Annotated in this window: 19 protein-coding genes; 12 read left to right on the forward strand and 7 right to left on the reverse strand. The window is 55.5% G+C overall.

Annotated features, from left to right (window positions below; genetic code table 11):
• Positions 1–3: 3 nt before the first annotated feature.
• The gene (locus ACTJJI_RS20795) at positions 4–1,173 is read right to left on the reverse strand and encodes a pyridoxal phosphate-dependent aminotransferase (protein WP_014831877.1); all 1,170 of its coding nucleotides are present in this window, start codon (positions 1,171–1,173) and stop codon (positions 4–6) included.
• 114 nt (positions 1,174–1,287) lie between these two features.
• Here ACTJJI_RS20795 and ACTJJI_RS20800 point away from each other — a divergent pair, with 114 nt between their 5' ends.
• Positions 1,288–2,130, forward strand: coding sequence for a LysR family transcriptional regulator (locus ACTJJI_RS20800; RefSeq protein ID WP_014831876.1), 843 nt, complete (start codon positions 1,288–1,290; stop codon positions 2,128–2,130).
• Here the strand turns inward: ACTJJI_RS20800 and ACTJJI_RS20805 are convergent.
• Positions 2,117–3,622, reverse strand: a complete 1,506-nt coding sequence (locus tag ACTJJI_RS20805) for a carboxylesterase/lipase family protein (protein WP_440655476.1) — start codon at positions 3,620–3,622, stop codon at positions 2,117–2,119. The two genes, ACTJJI_RS20800 and ACTJJI_RS20805, sit on opposite strands and share 14 nt — an antisense overlap.
• Before the next feature lie 42 nt (positions 3,623–3,664).
• Positions 3,665–5,008, reverse strand: coding sequence for a 2-oxoadipate dioxygenase/decarboxylase HglS (hglS, locus tag ACTJJI_RS20810; RefSeq protein WP_063424718.1), 1,344 nt, complete (start codon positions 5,006–5,008; stop codon positions 3,665–3,667).
• 523 nt (positions 5,009–5,531) lie between these two features.
• Between hglS and ACTJJI_RS20815 the strand changes: the two genes are divergently transcribed.
• The 8 genes from ACTJJI_RS20815 to ACTJJI_RS20850 all read left to right on the forward strand — a co-directional run bounded on the left by ACTJJI_RS20815 (position 5,532) and on the right by ACTJJI_RS20850 (position 12,063).
• Positions 5,532–5,717 (forward strand): general stress protein, encoded by a 186-nt coding sequence (locus ACTJJI_RS20815; RefSeq protein ID WP_004150795.1) that lies wholly within the window; start codon positions 5,532–5,534, stop codon positions 5,715–5,717.
• 91 nt (positions 5,718–5,808) lie between these two features.
• Complete coding sequence (locus ACTJJI_RS20820) at positions 5,809–6,303, forward strand: YciE/YciF ferroxidase family protein (RefSeq protein ID WP_014831873.1); 495 nt, start codon at positions 5,809–5,811, stop codon at positions 6,301–6,303.
• A gap of 23 nt (positions 6,304–6,326) precedes the next feature.
• Positions 6,327–6,530, forward strand: coding sequence for a hypothetical protein (locus ACTJJI_RS20825; protein ID WP_043951627.1), 204 nt, complete (start codon positions 6,327–6,329; stop codon positions 6,528–6,530).
• A gap of 23 nt (positions 6,531–6,553) precedes the next feature.
• On the forward strand, positions 6,554–7,060 hold the full coding sequence (locus ACTJJI_RS20830) for a ferritin-like domain-containing protein (RefSeq protein WP_014831871.1): 507 nt from the start codon (positions 6,554–6,556) through the stop codon (positions 7,058–7,060).
• Between the two features lie 15 nt (positions 7,061–7,075).
• Complete coding sequence (locus ACTJJI_RS20835; protein WP_014831870.1) at positions 7,076–7,948, forward strand: manganese catalase family protein; 873 nt, start codon at positions 7,076–7,078, stop codon at positions 7,946–7,948.
• Positions 7,949–8,015: 67 nt separating this feature from the next.
• Positions 8,016–9,419, forward strand: a complete 1,404-nt coding sequence (locus tag ACTJJI_RS20840; RefSeq protein WP_014831869.1) for a cytochrome ubiquinol oxidase subunit I — start codon at positions 8,016–8,018, stop codon at positions 9,417–9,419.
• Positions 9,419–10,429, forward strand: coding sequence for a cytochrome d ubiquinol oxidase subunit II (gene cydB / locus ACTJJI_RS20845; protein ID WP_014831868.1), 1,011 nt, complete (start codon positions 9,419–9,421; stop codon positions 10,427–10,429). The genes ACTJJI_RS20840 and cydB overlap by 1 nt, the downstream gene beginning before the upstream one ends.
• Positions 10,430–10,437: 8 nt before the next feature.
• Positions 10,438–12,063 (forward strand): alpha-amylase family protein, encoded by a 1,626-nt coding sequence (locus ACTJJI_RS20850; RefSeq protein WP_046887489.1) that lies wholly within the window; start codon positions 10,438–10,440, stop codon positions 12,061–12,063.
• On the opposite strand, the gene ACTJJI_RS20855 is transcribed toward ACTJJI_RS20850, so the two are convergent.
• Genes ACTJJI_RS20855 through ACTJJI_RS20870 form a run of 4 tightly spaced genes read right to left on the reverse strand, consistent with a single transcriptional unit; the run spans position 12,064 to position 14,545 of the window.
• On the reverse strand, positions 12,064–13,050 hold the full coding sequence (locus tag ACTJJI_RS20855) for an SDR family oxidoreductase (RefSeq protein ID WP_440655477.1): 987 nt from the start codon (positions 13,048–13,050) through the stop codon (positions 12,064–12,066).
• Positions 13,051–13,067: 17 nt separating this feature from the next.
• The gene (locus ACTJJI_RS20860) at positions 13,068–13,574 is read right to left on the reverse strand and encodes a 2-oxo-tetronate isomerase (protein WP_046887490.1); all 507 of its coding nucleotides are present in this window, start codon (positions 13,572–13,574) and stop codon (positions 13,068–13,070) included.
• Positions 13,575–13,585: 11 nt separating this feature from the next.
• Entirely contained in the window at positions 13,586–14,032 is a 447-nt protein-coding gene (locus ACTJJI_RS20865) for a DUF421 domain-containing protein (RefSeq protein WP_440655478.1), read from the reverse strand.
• A gap of 9 nt (positions 14,033–14,041) precedes the next feature.
• Positions 14,042–14,545, reverse strand: coding sequence for a hypothetical protein (locus ACTJJI_RS20870; protein WP_046887491.1), 504 nt, complete (start codon positions 14,543–14,545; stop codon positions 14,042–14,044).
• Between the two features lie 138 nt (positions 14,546–14,683).
• Between ACTJJI_RS20870 and ACTJJI_RS20875 the strand changes: the two genes are divergently transcribed.
• The 3 genes from ACTJJI_RS20875 to ACTJJI_RS20885 all read left to right on the forward strand — a co-directional run bounded on the left by ACTJJI_RS20875 (position 14,684) and on the right by ACTJJI_RS20885 (position 17,112).
• Complete coding sequence (locus ACTJJI_RS20875; protein ID WP_440655479.1) at positions 14,684–15,073, forward strand: YdeI family stress tolerance OB fold protein; 390 nt, start codon at positions 14,684–14,686, stop codon at positions 15,071–15,073.
• Positions 15,074–15,139: 66 nt separating this feature from the next.
• Entirely contained in the window at positions 15,140–16,024 is an 885-nt protein-coding gene (locus ACTJJI_RS20880) for an SDR family oxidoreductase (RefSeq protein ID WP_014831861.1), read from the forward strand.
• 164 nt (positions 16,025–16,188) lie between these two features.
• Positions 16,189–17,112 carry a LysR substrate-binding domain-containing protein gene (locus ACTJJI_RS20885; RefSeq protein ID WP_014831860.1) on the forward strand — a complete coding sequence of 308 codons (924 nt, stop codon included), beginning with the start codon at positions 16,189–16,191 and terminating at the stop codon, positions 17,110–17,112.
• Positions 17,113–17,124: the final 12 nt, after the last annotated feature.

Below are 17,124 nucleotides of genomic sequence, written 5' to 3' on the forward strand. Positions count from 1 at the left end.
TCCTTAGCGTGGTTTAACCCGACACAGGGCCTGGGCACCTGCCCGTAACGTCGCCTCATCTTTGGCAAAAGAGAGACGAATCAATTTATTGTCCGTACCGTCCGTATAGAAAGCGGACAGCGGAATGGTCGCGACACCGCATTCGACGATCAGCCGTTTCACCATCTCGCTGTCGGGCTCGTCGCTGAAATGGCTGTAATCTGCCAGCAGGAAGAACGAGCCCGCGCTCGGCAGCAGTTTAAACGGCGACTCAGCCAGCAAAGTTTGCAGCAGATCGCGCTTGCGCTGATAAAACGCCGCCAGCGACAGCCAGGTTTGCGGATCGGTCATATGTTCGGCAAACGCATGCTGCATTGGCGTATCGGCAGAAAACATCAAAAATTGATGCACTTTACAAATCTCTTCCATCAGCGCCGCTGGCGCAACACAGTAACCCACGCGCCAGCCGGTGACGTGATAGGTTTTTCCGAAGGAAGAGATAATGACGCTACGCTCCGCCAGTTGCGGATGAGTGGCCATACCGTGGTGTGGTTCACCGTCAAAGACGACGTGCTCGTACACTTCGTCAGACAAAATAATGATATCGGTATTGCGCGTCACGGCCACCAGCTGCTGCAGGTCATTCGCCGAGAACACCTGCCCGCTGGGGTTATGTGGCGTATTGATGATGATCATGCGCGTTTTGGGGGTGATGGCCGCGCGGACTTCATCCCAGTTGACGGCAAAATCCGGTACCGTCAGTTTGATGGCGACCGGGGTGGCGCCCTGCAGGCGGACAATCGGCGCGTAGCTATCAAATGACGGCTCGAAGTAGATCACTTCATCACCCGGATGCACCAGCCCGCTGATGGCGGAATAGAGCCCCTGGCTGGCGCTGGCGGTGACCAGCACCTCGCGACCCGGGTCATACGTGGTGCCGTAGAGGGTGGCAATTTTTTCCGCGATACGCTCCTTCAAAGGCTGCAGGCCGGTCATCGCCGCATACTGGTTATGCCCTGCCTCCATCGCGCGGGTGACGCCCGCGACCAGTTTCGGGTCGCAGGAAAAATTCGGTGCGCCCTGAGAAAGATTGATGGCGTTATGCTGAGCAGAAAGCTGGCCGATTACGGTAAAAATGGTGGTGCCCACATCAGGTAATTTGGAACGGGTTTGCACCGCTGTCTTCAGGGTCATCATCTGTCCTTTCTCATGGAGATTGCATAACTATTCAAACAACAACTCTGTTGTCGCGACAATCGAATTGTTGTCATAATAGCCATGAGAAAAACTCATAGCTGAGGTGTTTGTATGTCGCGCCGTTCGCTCCCCCTTAATGCCATCGACGCCTTTCTGGTTACCGCGCGTCATCTGAATCTCACCCATGCCGCCAGAGAGCTGTGTCTGACCCAGGGTGCCGTGAGCCGTAAAATCGCCGCCCTGGAAGCGTGGTTTGGCTTTCCGCTGTTTGAGCGTCATGCGCGCGGGTTGCGCCTTTCTTCCCAGGGCAGCGCCCTGCTTCCGGAACTGCAATCCGCCTTCGAACATCTCCTGACCGTGGCCGATCAGGCGCGCGCTCAGCAAACGGTGATCCGTCTGAAAGCGCCTACCTGCGCGATGCGCTGGCTGGTACCGCGCCTGCTGGACGTTGAACGCGAGCAGCCCGATCTGCAAATTGCGTTGACCACCACCACCGATCATAACGTCAATTTCAAAACCGAATCCTATGATGCGGCCATTGTGTTTGGCACCCACATGAGCGCAGGCGATCTGTTGTTTGAAGAGGCGTTAACCCCGGTGCTGAGTCCGCTGCGGGCAGGCGCTGCACTGAGCTCATTAACCTTTCTTCACCCGACACGGGACAAGACAGACTGGTCATTGTGGCTGGCAAAACAGGATGAGCCGGGCGTTGTTATGCACAAAAATCAACACTTCGACACGATGGATCTCGCTATTACGGCGGCGATTCAGGGGCTGGGCGTCGCCATTGCTGACGAAACGCTGGTGGCAGAGGATGTCCGCGCCGGAAGGCTGACGCGGCCTTTTGCGACCAGTATTAAAACCGGCGCGAGCTACCGGCTGGTGCTGCGTGAATCGCCAGGCACTGAAAATGGCCTGGCGGCGTTTCGTGCCTGTCTGCTTAATCGAGGCTGACGTGGTGCTTCATCACCCGTTTAAAGAGACTCATGCGGGCGCGCATAAAGCGGTTTTCAAGCTTAAAACCTGCATGTTTATTCACACCTATGCGTAACAACACGTCCCGTCCTTTGCGACAGGCTGGCCAGTGTGTCGGCCCGGGCAGGCTGTCACGATGGCCGGCATCCCGGGCAAAGCTCACCCAGTAGTCGGCCACCTGGGCCGCGAACTGTAGATCCCGATCGTTCACGTAGTGGCGGGAAGGTTCCACCTCTGCAAGGGTATCGAACACATACGGCACCTCATTGCCGTGCCAGGCACCGTTGATATAGGTGGCGTGTTCCGCTTCGGCCACATAGTCAAACCAGTAGCGCCAGCACGGCGCGCCAACGCGCTGCTGGGCCTGCATGACCACGTACCCCATCGTGGTAAACGCCATGTCCCGGCACACCTGCCGTCCCAGCTCTTCGTCGCCTTTCACGCCCGGATAGAGCAGCTTAATCAGCCCCAGACCAAAACGTCGCTCCCGGCGAAGCTTCTGAATCTGCCCGGCGAGATCGATGCCAAACACCGCCATCACGCTGGCCTCGTCGCTGTTCGAGCCAATCATGACCGGAACAGGATGCTGGCGGGCAGCGAAGAAGACATCCAGCATCGCCTCCGGCAGAACACAATCCCCGACGACAGGCGCCGGGGCGATATTCAGCGGCGCGGTCAGTGGCCAGAATGCCTCCGGTGGAATAGCACGCAGTTGCGCTGCTGAGGCGTTCTCCAGCCCCAGATGCGCGGCCACCGCTTCCCCTTTTTTCAGGGCCTGCTCGCGTGGAGTATCCGGCAAGGTATAGCCACTTTGCACAATCGCCTTATGGAATAACCCCTTCGCCAGCGGCGATGCCAGCAGAGACAGCACGCTGCGTGCGCCAGCCGATTCGCCAAACAGCGTGACGTTCTCAGGATCGCCCCCGAAGGCCGCGATATTATCCCGCACCCATTCGAGGGCGGCGATCTGGTCCAGCAGGGCAAAATTATGCACCACGCGATCTTCTTCCCCCTCCAGCGCAGGATGGGCGAAAAAGCCGAGATGGCCGAGACGGTAATTGATGGTGACAATAACCACGCCGCGTCCTGCCAGCGCTTTGCCATTGTAGGGTGGCAAGCCACCCGCGCCGATGGTGAACCCACCCCCGTGCAGCCACACCATCACCGGGAGCGGCTCAGCACGGTGAACCGGCGACCAGACGTTCAGATACAGGCAATCTTCAGAAAACTGGCCGGGATCGCCCCCACCCAGCTCCTGACAATATTCGCTGCTTTGCCAGCTTGAGGAAGAGAACGCCGACGCCTGGCGAACGCCGTCCCAGCGCTCGGGCGGACGCGGAGAGCGCCAGCGCCCATTGCCGACGGGTGGTGCAGCGTAGGGAATGCCGTACCACGCATGAACATTATCATCAGTAAAACCAGCCAGTGCGCCGTAGCGCGTTTCGACCACAGGGGCGGAGGGATATTGCATAACGACCTTCTTTTTCCATCACACCCCAGCAGAGTAACGATTTCAGAGCAAACCGCAACGCTGTTTGCTGCGCGTTTCCGCCTCCTGATACAGCGCGAACTCGTCATAGACCTGGCAGCCCAGCGCCGCTTCAAAGGCATCGCGGCTGGCGTTACCGTGGCTGCGCGCCTGGGTTTCATTCCCGAGATTGGACTGGAAAATCCCTGCGGCGCTGACCGGCAGGAAATCTTCGTAGGTGATCGGTTGGGCAACCACCCATCCGCGCTCAATTAACGGCTGCGGATCGTCACCGGGGCGAAACGCCTGGCGATGCGCTTCACCGGCTGGCGTCAGGCGATAGCGGAAATACGCCAGTTCCTGCCGGCGCATCATCAGCTCGCTGTCCGGGAAGGCGCTGAACACTTCACGCAGATGAAGCTGGTGTGTCAGGTTGTCTTTGCCGGTGCCAGACTCGGCGAGCAACCTGTCATAAAGCTCGCGACCTTTCGGCGTTAACGCGACCCCGCGCTGTTCAATTTCACCAAAGCGCGCGGTATGGGTGCCTTTATGTTCCCCGGCAAACAGCACCGGCTCTTCCAGCGCCTTGAAGCTGGTCTGGCGCAATAACACCGGCACCTCTCGGCGCGGCGGCCCTTCAATCAGAATTTTGGGTTCAATGCCGTATTTCGGCATCAGCTCCTGCACCCGGTCAATATCCAGCGTGCGTGGCGTAAGATGGTTAATATGGCAACCCGGGAAGCAGACCACATCCGCAATCAGGCGATGTTCATTATGCAGCGCCAGATAGGTCTCCTGATCGACCGTCGCATGACGGTGCCAGCGGAAGGTTTCTAACGCTTCCTGAACAAACTCCCGCGCCTGCGCCCCGGTGAACGCCCCCTCTTTTTCATGCAGTTCGATGAGTTCCAGACAGCGCGGCGTAAAGATGTTGCGGTGAGAGAGGATCTCCGCCGCCCGCTCGCGCAGGGCGACGTTTTCAATCAACTCAAGGCGCAGCAGTGAGGTAAAGATACGAAACGGGTTGCGGCACAGCGCCGCATCATCCACCGGACGGAATGCCGTTGAATGAACAGGGACGCCCGCCTGCGAGAGGTCGTAGTAGCTGACCGGGTACATGCCCATGATGGCAAACATGCGACGCAAGGTAGAAAGCTCTTGCGCGGTGCCAACGCGGATGGCTCCGTGACGCTCCACATTCAGGCGCGCCAGTTCATCTGCGTTGGCCAGTTGTTCGTGTAAAAGTGGATTATTTTCCAGAACCGCCAGGTTTACGTCCGCGACCAGCTCAAGCAAGGTGCCGTACTGCGGAACTTCCTGCTGGTACATCGCCGACATAGCCTGCGAAAAGTGTTCCCGAATATCATCAGCCGTGATGGTGTTCGCCATGGTGTCATGCCTCCAGTGAATATTACCTGGAGTGTAGAGAAACCCGTTCCTTCCGGGGGGAAGAATTTACGATTTGTGATCTTAAGACGACAGTGGTCAAACCGTGTGCTACCGACCCTGATCAGACCGTCGCGGAGGCCCTTTTCGTCTCGTCAATTTGACCAGGATTTTCCTTATAATTATTTATGAGACTGTTTTCTAGCTATAAAGGAGTATTTTCCGCGCCATCCTGACTAAGAAATAAACGAATCGCCACGTGTCTTATTTTTATCCTGAGCTTTCAGGTTTTTATCGCGAAGTTAGGATTAATCTTAGCGCTTGCTTACAAGTACCTCCCACTCATCCATATTTTTGCGTCAAGCGAAGCGTAAACCCTCCGATATTTCAAAATAACGCAACCGCTAATAGCGAAAGGCATTTGACGCATGCCACACAGCGACTACAGTTATTAATCGAACGACGAGTGATACGGAATATTTCTGTATCGTACTGACATAACCAATATATGAATATGAGGTTTAATATGGCAGAGCATCGTGGTGGTTCCGGTAATTTCGCTGAAGACCGTGAAAAAGCATCAGAAGCTGGACGTAAAGGCGGCCAGCACAGCGGTGGTAATTTTAAAAACGATCCGCAACGCGCATCTGAAGCGGGTAAGAAAGGGGGTCAAAACAGTCACGGCGGAGGCCGTAAATCTGATAACTCCTGATCTTATTTAACAGTCTTAATAATACCAGAGAGCATGCTGCGGGCCGACAGGCTCGCAGTACCCCCTTTACGTATTAACCGGAGCATAATATATGAATATGAAAAGTATCGAAGATGTCTTTATTCATCTCCTGTCCGATACCTACAGCGCTGAGAAGCAGCTAACCCGCGCCCTGAGCAAACTCGCCCGGGCCGCCTCCAGTGAAAAGCTGAGCGCCGCCTTTACCGCGCACCTTGAGGAGACGCAGGGTCAGATCGAACGTATCGATCAGATCATCGAACAGGAAGACGGTATCAAGCTTAAGCGCATGAAATGCGTCGCAATGGAAGGCTTAATCGAAGAGGCCAACGAGGTCATCGAAAGCACGGAAAAAAATGAAGTCCGTGATGCTGCGTTAATTGCCGCCGCGCAAAAGGTGGAGCATTACGAAATTGCCAGTTACGGTACCCTTGCCACTTTAGCAGAACAACTGGGCTATAAAAAAGCCGTTAAACTTCTTGCTGAAACGCTGGAAGAAGAAAAAGAGACCGATCTTAAACTCACCGATCTGGCCGTTGGAAATATTAACCAAAAAGCGCAAAAATAACGCTTTAACACAGGTTAAATAAAATGAGCATCAGTCCCAGGACAATTAAACGGTGCCATTTAACGGCAGCCATTATATGGTTCATTCTCGCTATCCCTTCCGTTATATGGTGGAAGAACAGCGTGTTGTGGGTCATTATTATCAGTATTTACGCCAATATTGTCGGCCATTTATCTGGCTACAGTGCCGCACGTGCCGATCAGGCTGCTGAAAGTGAGAACAAATAAGCGAACCCATAGAGGAAAATATTATGAATCACGTAGAACACTATCATGACTGGCTACGCGATGCCCATGCAATGGAAAAGCAAGCCGAATCTATGCTGGAGTCCATGGCCAGCCGTATCGATAATTATCCTGATGTTCGCGCCCGTATTGAGCAGCATATTAATGAGACAAAACGGCAAATCACATTGCTGGAGGAAATCCTCGATCGTAATGATATTTCTCGTTCGGTTTTGAAAGACTCAATGAGCAAAATGGCAGCGCTCGGTCAGTCCATTGGCGGCATGTTCCCGTCTGATGAGATCGTGAAAGGCTCAATCAGCGGCTATGTTTTCGAACAGTTTGAAATCGCCTGCTACACCTCCCTGCTGGCGGCGGCCAAAAAAGCGGGCGATACCGCCTCTGTACCCGCCATTGAGACCATTCTTGCTGAAGAGCGCGAGATGGCCGACTGGTTAATTCGCCATATTCCGCAAACGACGGAACAGTTCCTGCTGCGTTCTGATGCCTCAGGTGTTGAAGCGAAAAAATAACCCACAGGAGAGTGTATGTTTCGACACGTCAAACAGCTGCAATATACGGTTCGCGTTGCTGAACCGAATCCCGGCCTTGCCAATCTTTTACTGGAACAATTTGGCGGACCGCAGGGCGAACTGGCTGCCGCCTGCCGTTACTTTACGCAGGGGCTAAGTGATGACGATCCCGGCCGTAAAGATATGCTGATGGACATCGCGACCGAAGAGCTAAGCCACCTCGAAATTATCGGGACGCTGGTCGGCATGCTGAATAAAGGAGCCAAAGGCGCGCTGGCGGAAGGGGTTGAAAACGAAGCGGAGCTGTACCGGTCCATGACCGAAAATGGCAACGACAGTCACATCACTTCCCTTCTCTATGGCGGCGGTACCCCGCTCACCAACTCCGCGGGCGTCCCCTGGACGGCAGCCTACGTCGACACCATAGGTGAACCCACGGCTGATTTGCGCTCGAACGTCGCCGCAGAGGCCCGGGCAAAAATCATCTATGAACGGCTCATCAATGTGACGGACGATCCGGGCGTGAAGGATGCGCTGGCGTTTCTGATGACGCGTGAAGCAGCGCATCAACTTTCTTTCGAGAAGGCGCTTCAGTCTATCCGCAACAATTTCCCGCCGGGAAAACTGCCGCCAATCGAGGAATTCACCAACAAGTACTACAATATGTCTGAAGGTGGAGAGGTGCGCGGAAGCTGGAACAGCGATAAGCATTTCGATTACGTTGAGTCCCCCCAGCCTGCGGTTGATGGCGGAGATGGCAGTGCCAGCGTGACGCTCACGACCGAACAGGCAACCCTGGTGAAGGCGATGTCAGCCCGCACCAAATCCGATCCACATTCCGACCCGCTGACAGGTGCCGAGCTTGGCGCCGGTAAGAAAAAACCGTAATCGGTTTTGCCAGGCAGCCCCGGCTGCCTGGTGATCCTCGTGCCCCAACGTTCCAGAGGTACGGACCATGTTCGAACTCGATGCGTTTCATCTGGCGAGAATTCAGTTCGCTTTTACCGTCTCGTTTCATATCCTCTTCCCGGCGATCACCATCGGGCTTGCCAGCTATCTGGTGGTGCTTGAGGGCATGTGGCTGCGCACCAAAAATGACGTCTGGCGTTCGCTGTACCACTTCTGGCTGAAAATTTTTGCCGTCAACTTCGGTATGGGCGTCGTGTCCGGGCTGGTTATGGCTTATCAGTTTGGCACCAACTGGAGCGGATTTTCTCAGTTTGCAGGCAGCATTACCGGGCCATTACTGACCTATGAGGTGTTAACCGCCTTCTTCCTTGAGGCCGGCTTCCTCGGCGTGATGCTGTTCGGCTGGAACAAAGTGGGGCCGGGGCTGCACTTCTTTGCAACCTGCATGGTGGCGTTAGGGACGTTGATGTCCACCTTCTGGATCCTCGCCTCCAACAGCTGGATGCACACCCCACAAGGCTTCACGATTCAGAACGGTCAGGTGATCCCCGAAGACTGGCTGGCGGTGATCTTTAACCCCTCTTTCCCTTACCGGCTGATCCACATGTCCATTGCCGCGTTCCTGTGCAGCGCGCTGTTTGTGGGCGCGTCGGGAGCCTGGCATCTGCTGCGCGGTAACGACACCCCCGCCATTCGAAAAATGTTCTCGATGGCCATGTGGATGGCCCTGCTGGTCGCCCCTGTTCAGGCCGTGGTCGGGGATATGCATGGCCTGAATACGCTTGAACATCAGCCTGCCAAAATCGCCGCCATCGAGGGGCACTGGGAGAACCCGCCTGGCGAAGCCACCCCGCTGCTGCTGTTTGGCCTGCCGGATATGGAGGAGGAGCGCACCAAATACGGCCTTGAAATTCCCGCCCTCGGCAGCCTGATTCTGACCCACAGCCTGGATAAACAGGTTCCGGCGCTGAAAGACTTCCCGAAAGAAGACCGCCCGAACTCCACCATCGTCTTCTGGTCATTCCGCATCATGGTTGGTATGGGCCTGCTGATGATTGCCCTCGGTGTGCTGAGCCTGTGGCTACGCTACCGCCACCGGCTGTATCACTCCCGGCCGTTCCACTGGTTCGCACTCTGTATGGGGCCTGCCGGTCTGCTGGCACTGCTTGCTGGCTGGGTGACCACCGAAGTGGGTCGCCAGCCGTGGGTGGTGTACGGCTATCTGCGCACCATCGACGCAGTCTCCCTGCACAGTACGCTGCAGATGAGCATCAGCCTGCTGGCCTTCATCGTGGTCTATTGCTCGGTGTTTGGTGTGGGCTACGTATACCTTGTGCGTCTGATTAAAAAAGGACCGCAGCCAGTCGAGACGCTCACCTCCAACACCTCGGGCACCCCTGCCCGTCCGCTGTCTGCCGCTGAGTCTGTTCCGGAACAGGAGAGAAACTGATGGGCGTCGATATCTCTGTTATCTGGTTTGCCATCATCGTCTTTGCCACCCTGATGTACATCATCATGGATGGTTTTGATTTGGGGATCGGTCTGCTGTTTAACTTCGTGGGCGATGCCAGAGAGCGTGACGTAATGGTTAACAGCGTGGCCCCCGTCTGGGACGGCAACGAAACCTGGCTGGTACTGGGCGGCGCAGGACTGTTTGGCGCCTTTCCGCTGGCCTATGCGGTGATCATTGATGCGCTGACCATTCCCCTTACCGCTATGCTGATCGGCCTTATCTTTCGCGGCGTCGCCTTTGAGTTCCGCTTTAAAGCCACGCCCTCCCACCGCAAATTCTGGGACTACGCCTTCGCCGGGGGCTCGTTACTCGCCACCTTCAGCCAGGGTGTTGTCGTCGGCGCAGTGATTAACGGCTTTAACGTGGAAGGACGGCGTTTTGTGGGATCCGCCCTCGACTGGCTGACACCGTTTAACCTGTTCTGCGGCGTTGGTCTTGTGGTGGCCTACACGTTGCTTGGCACCACGTGGCTGATCATGAAAAGTGAAGGTGCGTTGCAGAACCGCATGCGCGAGCTGACACGCCACGTGCTGCTGGCGCTGATTGTGGTCATCGCGGTGGTGAGCATCTGGACACCGCTTGGCTGGCAGTACGTGGCCGAGCGCTGGTTTACCCTGCCTAATTTCTTCTGGTTCCTGCCGGTGCCCCTGCTGGTAGGCGTCTTTAGCCTGTGGATCTGGCGGCTGACCCGCAACCCGGCCAGCCACGCGCGTCCGTTCCTGTTGACGCTTGGGCTCATTTTCCTCGGTTTTAGCGGACTGGGCATCAGCCTGTGGCCGAACATAATTCCGCCGCGCATTAGCCTGTGGGATGCCGCGGCCCCGCCCGCCAGCCAGCTCTTTATGCTGGTGGGGACGTTACTGATTATTCCGGTGATTCTGGTGTACACCGCCTGGAGCTACTACGTCTTCCGGGGAAAAGTTTCTGATACAGAAGGTTATCACTGAGGTGCAGGATGGCAGGCTGGCATACACGAGCCATTATTTATCAGATTGATACCGCACTGTTTTACGATCTCAACGGCGATGGCTGCGGAGACATCGCCGGGATCATGGCCAAGCTGCGTTATATCCGCCGCATGGGGGCGACGGTTATCTGGATCACCCCGTTTTACCTCACCCCCTTTCTGGACGAGGGGTATGATGTCAGCGATCATCTGCAGGTCGATCCCCGCTTCGGAAATCTGGCCGATATCATCGCCTTTATCGAACAGGCACGTGAGCTGGGGATGCAGGTCATTATCGAGCTGTTGATCCAGCATACGTCGGACGCGCACCCCTGGTTTCAGGAAGCCCGGCGCAACCCGAAATCCCCCTTTCGCGACTATTATCTGTGGTCAGATAATGACGATGACGATACGCCCCCAATGTTCCCCGGGGTGGAAAAGAGCATCTGGACCTGGGATGACGAGGCGGGCCAATACTACCGGCACATGTTTTATCGTCATGAGCCGGACCTCAACCTCACCTCACCTGCGGTGATCAAAGAGATTGAGAACATCATTATTTTCTGGCTTAAGCTCGGGGTTTCGGGGTTTCGCCTGGACGCGGCGTCGCATCTTACCACCCAGGCCGGAGACGGTGATGAGAAAAAGGGGCTGTGGATCCTCGAACATCTGCGTCGCCTGATTACGCAGCATAACCCGCAGGCGATCCTGCTCGGTGAAGTGGATGTTGAGGTGGAGGCCTACAAAGACTACTTCGGCAACAACGACCGCCTGAATCTGGTCCTCAATTTCTGGCTCAACAAATATTTCTACGTCAGCCTGGCCAGAAAAAGCGCCCGCCCGCTGCGCAACGCGGTGAAGAAAATGATCGTCCCGCCGGACTCCTGCTGCTTTGCCAACTGGCTGCGTAACCACGACGAACTGGATCTGGAAGGGATCGGTAAAAAGGATAAACAGTTCGTCCTCGATACGTTCGCCCCGGACGAAGAGATGAACGTGTACCAGCGAGGGATCCGCCGTCGCCTCGCGCCGATGCTGAATGGCGACCAGAAGCGGCTGGCCCTGTGCCACGCCGTGCTGTTCTCCCTGCCCGGGGTGCCTGTTATGCGCTACGGGGATGAGATCGGCATGGGTGATGATCTGGACCTGGAGGAGCGTTATGCCGTACGCACGCCCATGCAGTGGGCGCCCTCGCAGGGCGGTGGCTTCTCTGACGCAGACCCGCAGAGCTTTATCGCGCCCATCATTGACCACGGGCCCTATCGTTATCAGAAAATTAACGTGGCAGATTCGCTATTGCACCGCAACTCGCTGCTGCACCGGATTATCGATATCGCCAACACGCGGTCTGAATTCCCGGAGATTGCCGTGGCGCCGTTTCATCTTATCGCCATCGATGATGATGCGGTGCTGGGGATTTACTACGAGGCTGAAGATCGCAGTATTCTGACCTTCGTTAATTTTAGTGATAAACCGGTGACCTTCACCGCCAGAGGGATCCGCCACGCCACCTGGACCGCCTGTCTGGCAGACAAACGCTACGAGGATGCGCTGGTCTGCGGCAAAACCGTTGAGCTGAATATAGGCGGCTACGGCTATCGCTGGTTCTGGACAAACCGTAGCGCGCTGCGCTGACTACTTTTTCCGGCTACGCATCAGGCGCGTTACCACGATCCCGGCAACGGCCAGGGAGCCTAACAGCACTTTCCCTGGCAGACCGGAGGTCACAGACGTGGCGCGCCCTTTCGCCTCACTGGAGAAGTGGCCGTGGATTTTATGCAGGTCGTTGACCGGCTGGTCGAGATAATCCCGCCGGTCTTCCGCGTTCAGCGTGTCAGTCATCTGCCCTTCCCAGGCTTTTTTCACCATCAGACGGTCGAGGAAGCCGGGAAAGAGGAACTGACCCACAATCGACTGAATGGTACTGCTGCCCACCCACAACTCACGCAGGGGTTTTTGCGCCACGTTATAAATCGCGCGGGCGGCGACTTCTGGCTCAAAGACTGGCGGCACCGGGCGCATCGCCCAGGCAAACTTATTCCGCGCCCATTCGAACTGCGGCGTATTGAGCCCCGGCATCTGTACCATGGAAAGCTGCACCCGGCTATTCTCATGCATCAGCTCGGTACGCACCGCATCGGTAAATCCCCGGATCGCCGCTTTGGCACCGCAGTAGGCCGATTGCAATGGAATGGAACGGTAGGCCAGCGCGGAGCCAACCTGAATAATAATGCCCCGATCGCGCGGCACCATGAGCTCCAGGGCGGCACGGGTACCGTTCACGTAGCCGAGGTAGGTCACCTCCGTGACGCGGCGAAATTCATCCGGCGTGAGGGTCCGAAACGGTGCCAGCACCGCCCCCATGGCATTATTGACCCACACATCAATCGCCCCAAGGCGATATTCAATCTCGTTGGCGGCATCCACCACCGCCTGGCTGTCGGCCACATCTGCCTGCACGGCAAGCGCATTGACGCCAAAACGGCGTAGCTCTTCCTGGGTAGAGTGCAGGCTGGTTTCATCCCGGGCGATAAGCCCCACATCGTAGCCTGCTTTTGCAAAGTGCAGCGCCGTGGCTTTTCCCACACCCGCCGTCCCGCCAGTAATGACAATCACAGCCATAAAACCTCCGCGATAGTTTAGCCCGACAATTTCGTTACTAATTCAGCCAGCGAGTAATGCACCGCTTTTTCCACCACATCCTCGCAGTCGCCGGAAAAGAGCACCCTGCTCGTTTCTGTCTGTCCGTTGATATTCCAGGCAAAGCACACGGTTCCCGCCGCCGTGCCGTCATCCCCCCCTTCTGGTCCGGCATACCCGCTGATGGCGATACTGATATCGGCCTCGGCAAGGTCGCGGATACTGGCGGCCATCTCGGTCACGGTCTGTTCACTGACGGCGGTAAACCGTGCGAGGGTATCCGGGCTCACGCCCAGGATCCTTTCCTTCGCGCTATCGCTGAAGACGACCAGCCCCACGTCATAAAAATCGGCGGTGTTTTCTTCCGCGCAGAGTGCCACCGAAAGCTTGCCACCGGTGCAGGACTCGGCGGTGGTTAAGCGAAGCCCGGAATCGATTAATTTACTCGCCAGCTTTTTCGTCAACTCCGCCACGGTAATATTGTTGTCGTGGTAAAGATTGCTCATAGAGGTGCCTCTTAATTTTCATAAGGAATAATTGAGATATGTCCATTACGCTCCAGAATGGCATATTTAATTTCACTGAGTTCTGTAATGCCATTATTCTGTCGGGCCGACACCAGAATATCATCGCATGAGACATCGACTTTCTTGAGTTTATCCGCTAACGGCGCACCGTTCTCCACCAGAATAACGGGGGTGCCATCGAGAATATTCTCTACCGGAGAAAAATACTTTTTCATCAATCCGAAGATAATATCCACCACCACCAGTGTGGTGATCGTTATCATCGCGCCCGTGACCGAAAAATCCTCCCCCAGCAGCGCCTGTTGGGTCGCTTCACTGATAATTAAGAGAAGAATAAGGTCAAAACTGGTCATCTGCAGCAGCGCACGCCGCCCGGCTACTTTAAAGACCACGACCAGAAACAGGTAAATCGCCAACGCCCGAAAGACCATATCCATGGCAGCCTCCTAGGGGTAAATAAATTGCCAGAAATGAATTTCCGGCAGGGTGTTTACGCGGATGACGTTGTTCCATTTGCCGGCTTTTGAGGGGGTTATAAATAACCAGACCGAAAAATGTTCTGAAATTTCAAGGTGATTATAGACGAAGTAGAGGGTGTTCCCGCGGCTATACATGCTGTCTGGCTGTGGCCAGATGCTGCCAGGCTCGTAAGCGTCGCCGGACTCGCTGGTCAGACTGACCGTGTATTTGCCCTCAGTCGTTACCGGAAAGGTAAGTTCCAGTCGTGATTCGGTTTGCCGCCGTCCAAAGCGCTCATAGTTAAGGTTGAGCGATTTCGCTGAATTTGCTTTCTCCGTATCACTCACCATCCCGCTTGAAAACAGACCGGCAATCGCCGCGATGATAATACTCAGCAACACAATAAATCCCACCTGCCGAAATGCATATTCAAACCTCAGCAAGCGATAACTCTCATTTATCCCGGGTAACTTTTCATTTTTATCATTCATGGCAGCTATCACCGTTTCGCTTATTTACCAAACGTTCTGTTTTGTATGGCGAATGTTTTTAAGACTTATCACATTTGCCACATAAAGGAATAGCAACAATACTTAATAAGTCAAGACACCTAAAATGAAGGATATCAGATGAAATTATCACTTATTTCCGCTTTTTTGATATTTCTGGTGCCAACCGCCTGGGCTGATAATAACGGTGGGTTACAAAAAGGCGAAGCGCCCCCACCTCCGCATGCGCTGGACAGCGGTTATCGCGGCACGGATGATGCCCGCATTATGACCATCGACCAGGCTCAACAAATGCACGATGGTGCAACCATTTCATTACGCGGCAACCTTATTGACGGCAGCGGCGATAAGTATGTATTTCAGGATAAAACCGGAAAAATCGACGTTATTATTCCGCAAGCCGTCTTTGACGACAGAACGGTCAAACCTGACCAGATGATCAGCATTAACGGTTCGCTGGATAAAAAATCCTCACCTCCCGTTGTGCGTGTCGATCGTCTGCAAAAATAACTCAGCGAAGCGTTAACGCTGCAATTATCCATCAAATCTCACCCCTTGACCTGTAAGGAGTCAGCTATGAGTGATATTACACAACGTACGAACGCTTACCCGCAGCCCCCTTTCCCGGAACAGCCGCAGACGCCGCCGGGGCTGGCCTCTGAGATGCAACCCGTTCCCGATCACGGGGAAAAGAGTTACAAAGGACACGGTCGACTGGCGGGCAAAAAAGCGCTGATCACCGGCGGTGACTCCGGTATTGGCCGCGCAGTGGCGATTGCCTATGCCCGCGAAGGCGCGGATGTGGCCATTAACTATCTGCCTGAAGAAGAGAAAGACGCCGCCGAGGTCATCGACCTGATCAAGGCCGAAGGACGTAACGCCGTCGCGCTACCGGGGGATGTCCGGGATGAAACCTTCTGCCAGAACCTGGTGGAGGAAGCGGTGGCTAAACTTGGCGGACTGGACATTCTGGTGAACAACGCCGGTCGCCAGCAGTATCGGGAATCGCTGGAAGAGCTCACCACCGAAGATTTCGACGCCACGTTTAAAACCAACGTGTATGCCCCGTTCTGGATCACCAAAGCGGCGCTTCGCCATCTGAAAGCCCCTGCGGCAATTATTAACACCTCCTCCGTGCAGGCGGTAAAACCGAGTCCTGTCCTGCTGGACTATGCCCAGACCAAAGCCTGCCTGGCAGTGTTTACCAAATCCCTTGCCAAGCAGCTTGGGCCGAAGGGCATCCGCGTTAATGCCGTGGCACCCGGGCCATACTGGACGGTGCTGCAATCCAGCGGTGGCCAGCCGATGGAGAAAGTGAAGCAGTTTGGTGGTGACACACCGCTGGGCCGTCCGGGCCAGCCGGTGGAGATTGCACCTTTATACGTCACGCTGGCGTCTGATGAGTGTTCCTTTACGACCGGCCAGGTATGGTGTTCCGACGGCGGTGATGGCGTGATTTAACGTTTCCCTGCCCGAATGTGCAATAAATGAACAAGGACGTTCAGCCCCCGCCAAAAACATGTTGTAACTCAAACAGATCAAATGTTAAAAATATTTTGCTATCAAGTTATCAAAATTAAACAACTTAGCTTGTCACCCGCATCGCTCTGTTTTTAACATCGCCTATGGAAAAAAATGGTCTGTTCAGTCAGCGCATACGCTTGCGCCATTTGCATACATTTGTGGCCGTCGCTCAACAGGGAACGCTGGGGCGTGCGGCTGAAACCCTTAACCTGAGCCAGCCTGCTCTCTCAAAAACGCTTAACGAGCTGGAACAACTGACCGGCGCCCGTCTGTTCGATCGCGGTCGCCTGGGGGCTCAACTCACCCTCGTCGGCGAGCAGTTCCTGACGCACGCGGTGAAAGTGCTTGATGCCCTCAATACCGCCGGACAGGCGCTGAACCGTAAAGAGGAGCAGACGCACGAGATTGTGCGCGTGGGTGCCCTGCCTACGGCGGCGCTGGGCATTCTGCCGCCGGTGATTGGTCAGTTTCACAAACAGCAAAAGCATACGACCCTGCAGGTCGCCACCATGAATAACACCATGCTGCTTGCGGGACTAAAATCCGGCGAGCTGGATCTGGGTATCGGACGAATGTCGGATCCTGAACTGATGGTGGGTCTGAATTACGAACTCTTGTTCCTGGAATCCCTGAAGCTGGTGGTACGCCCTAACCATCCTCTTTTACAGGATACGGTCACCTTAAGCCGGGTGATGGAGTGGCCAGTGGTGGTGTCACCAAAAGGTACGGTTCCACGGCAAAATGCCGAAACCTTACTGCAGATGCAAGGCTGTACGCTACCGACGGGCTGTATTGAAACCCTGTCAGCTTCCCTTTCACGCCAGCTCACCGTGGATTATGACTACGTCTGGTTCGTGCCTTCCGGCGCGGTGAAAGATGATTTACGCCAGGGCACGCTCACCGCACTGCCGGTGACCTCGCCCGGTGCCGGTGAACCTATTGGCATTCTAACCCGCGTTGATACGCCGCTCTCCTCAGGTGCACAGACGCTGCTGAGCGCGATACGTAAGTCGATGCCTGCCTGATTCCTTTCCCCT

It is taken from the genome of Enterobacter sp. 22466, assembly GCF_052044775.1.
GTDB classification, from domain to species: Bacteria; Pseudomonadota; Gammaproteobacteria; order Enterobacterales; family Enterobacteriaceae; genus Enterobacter; species Enterobacter dissolvens.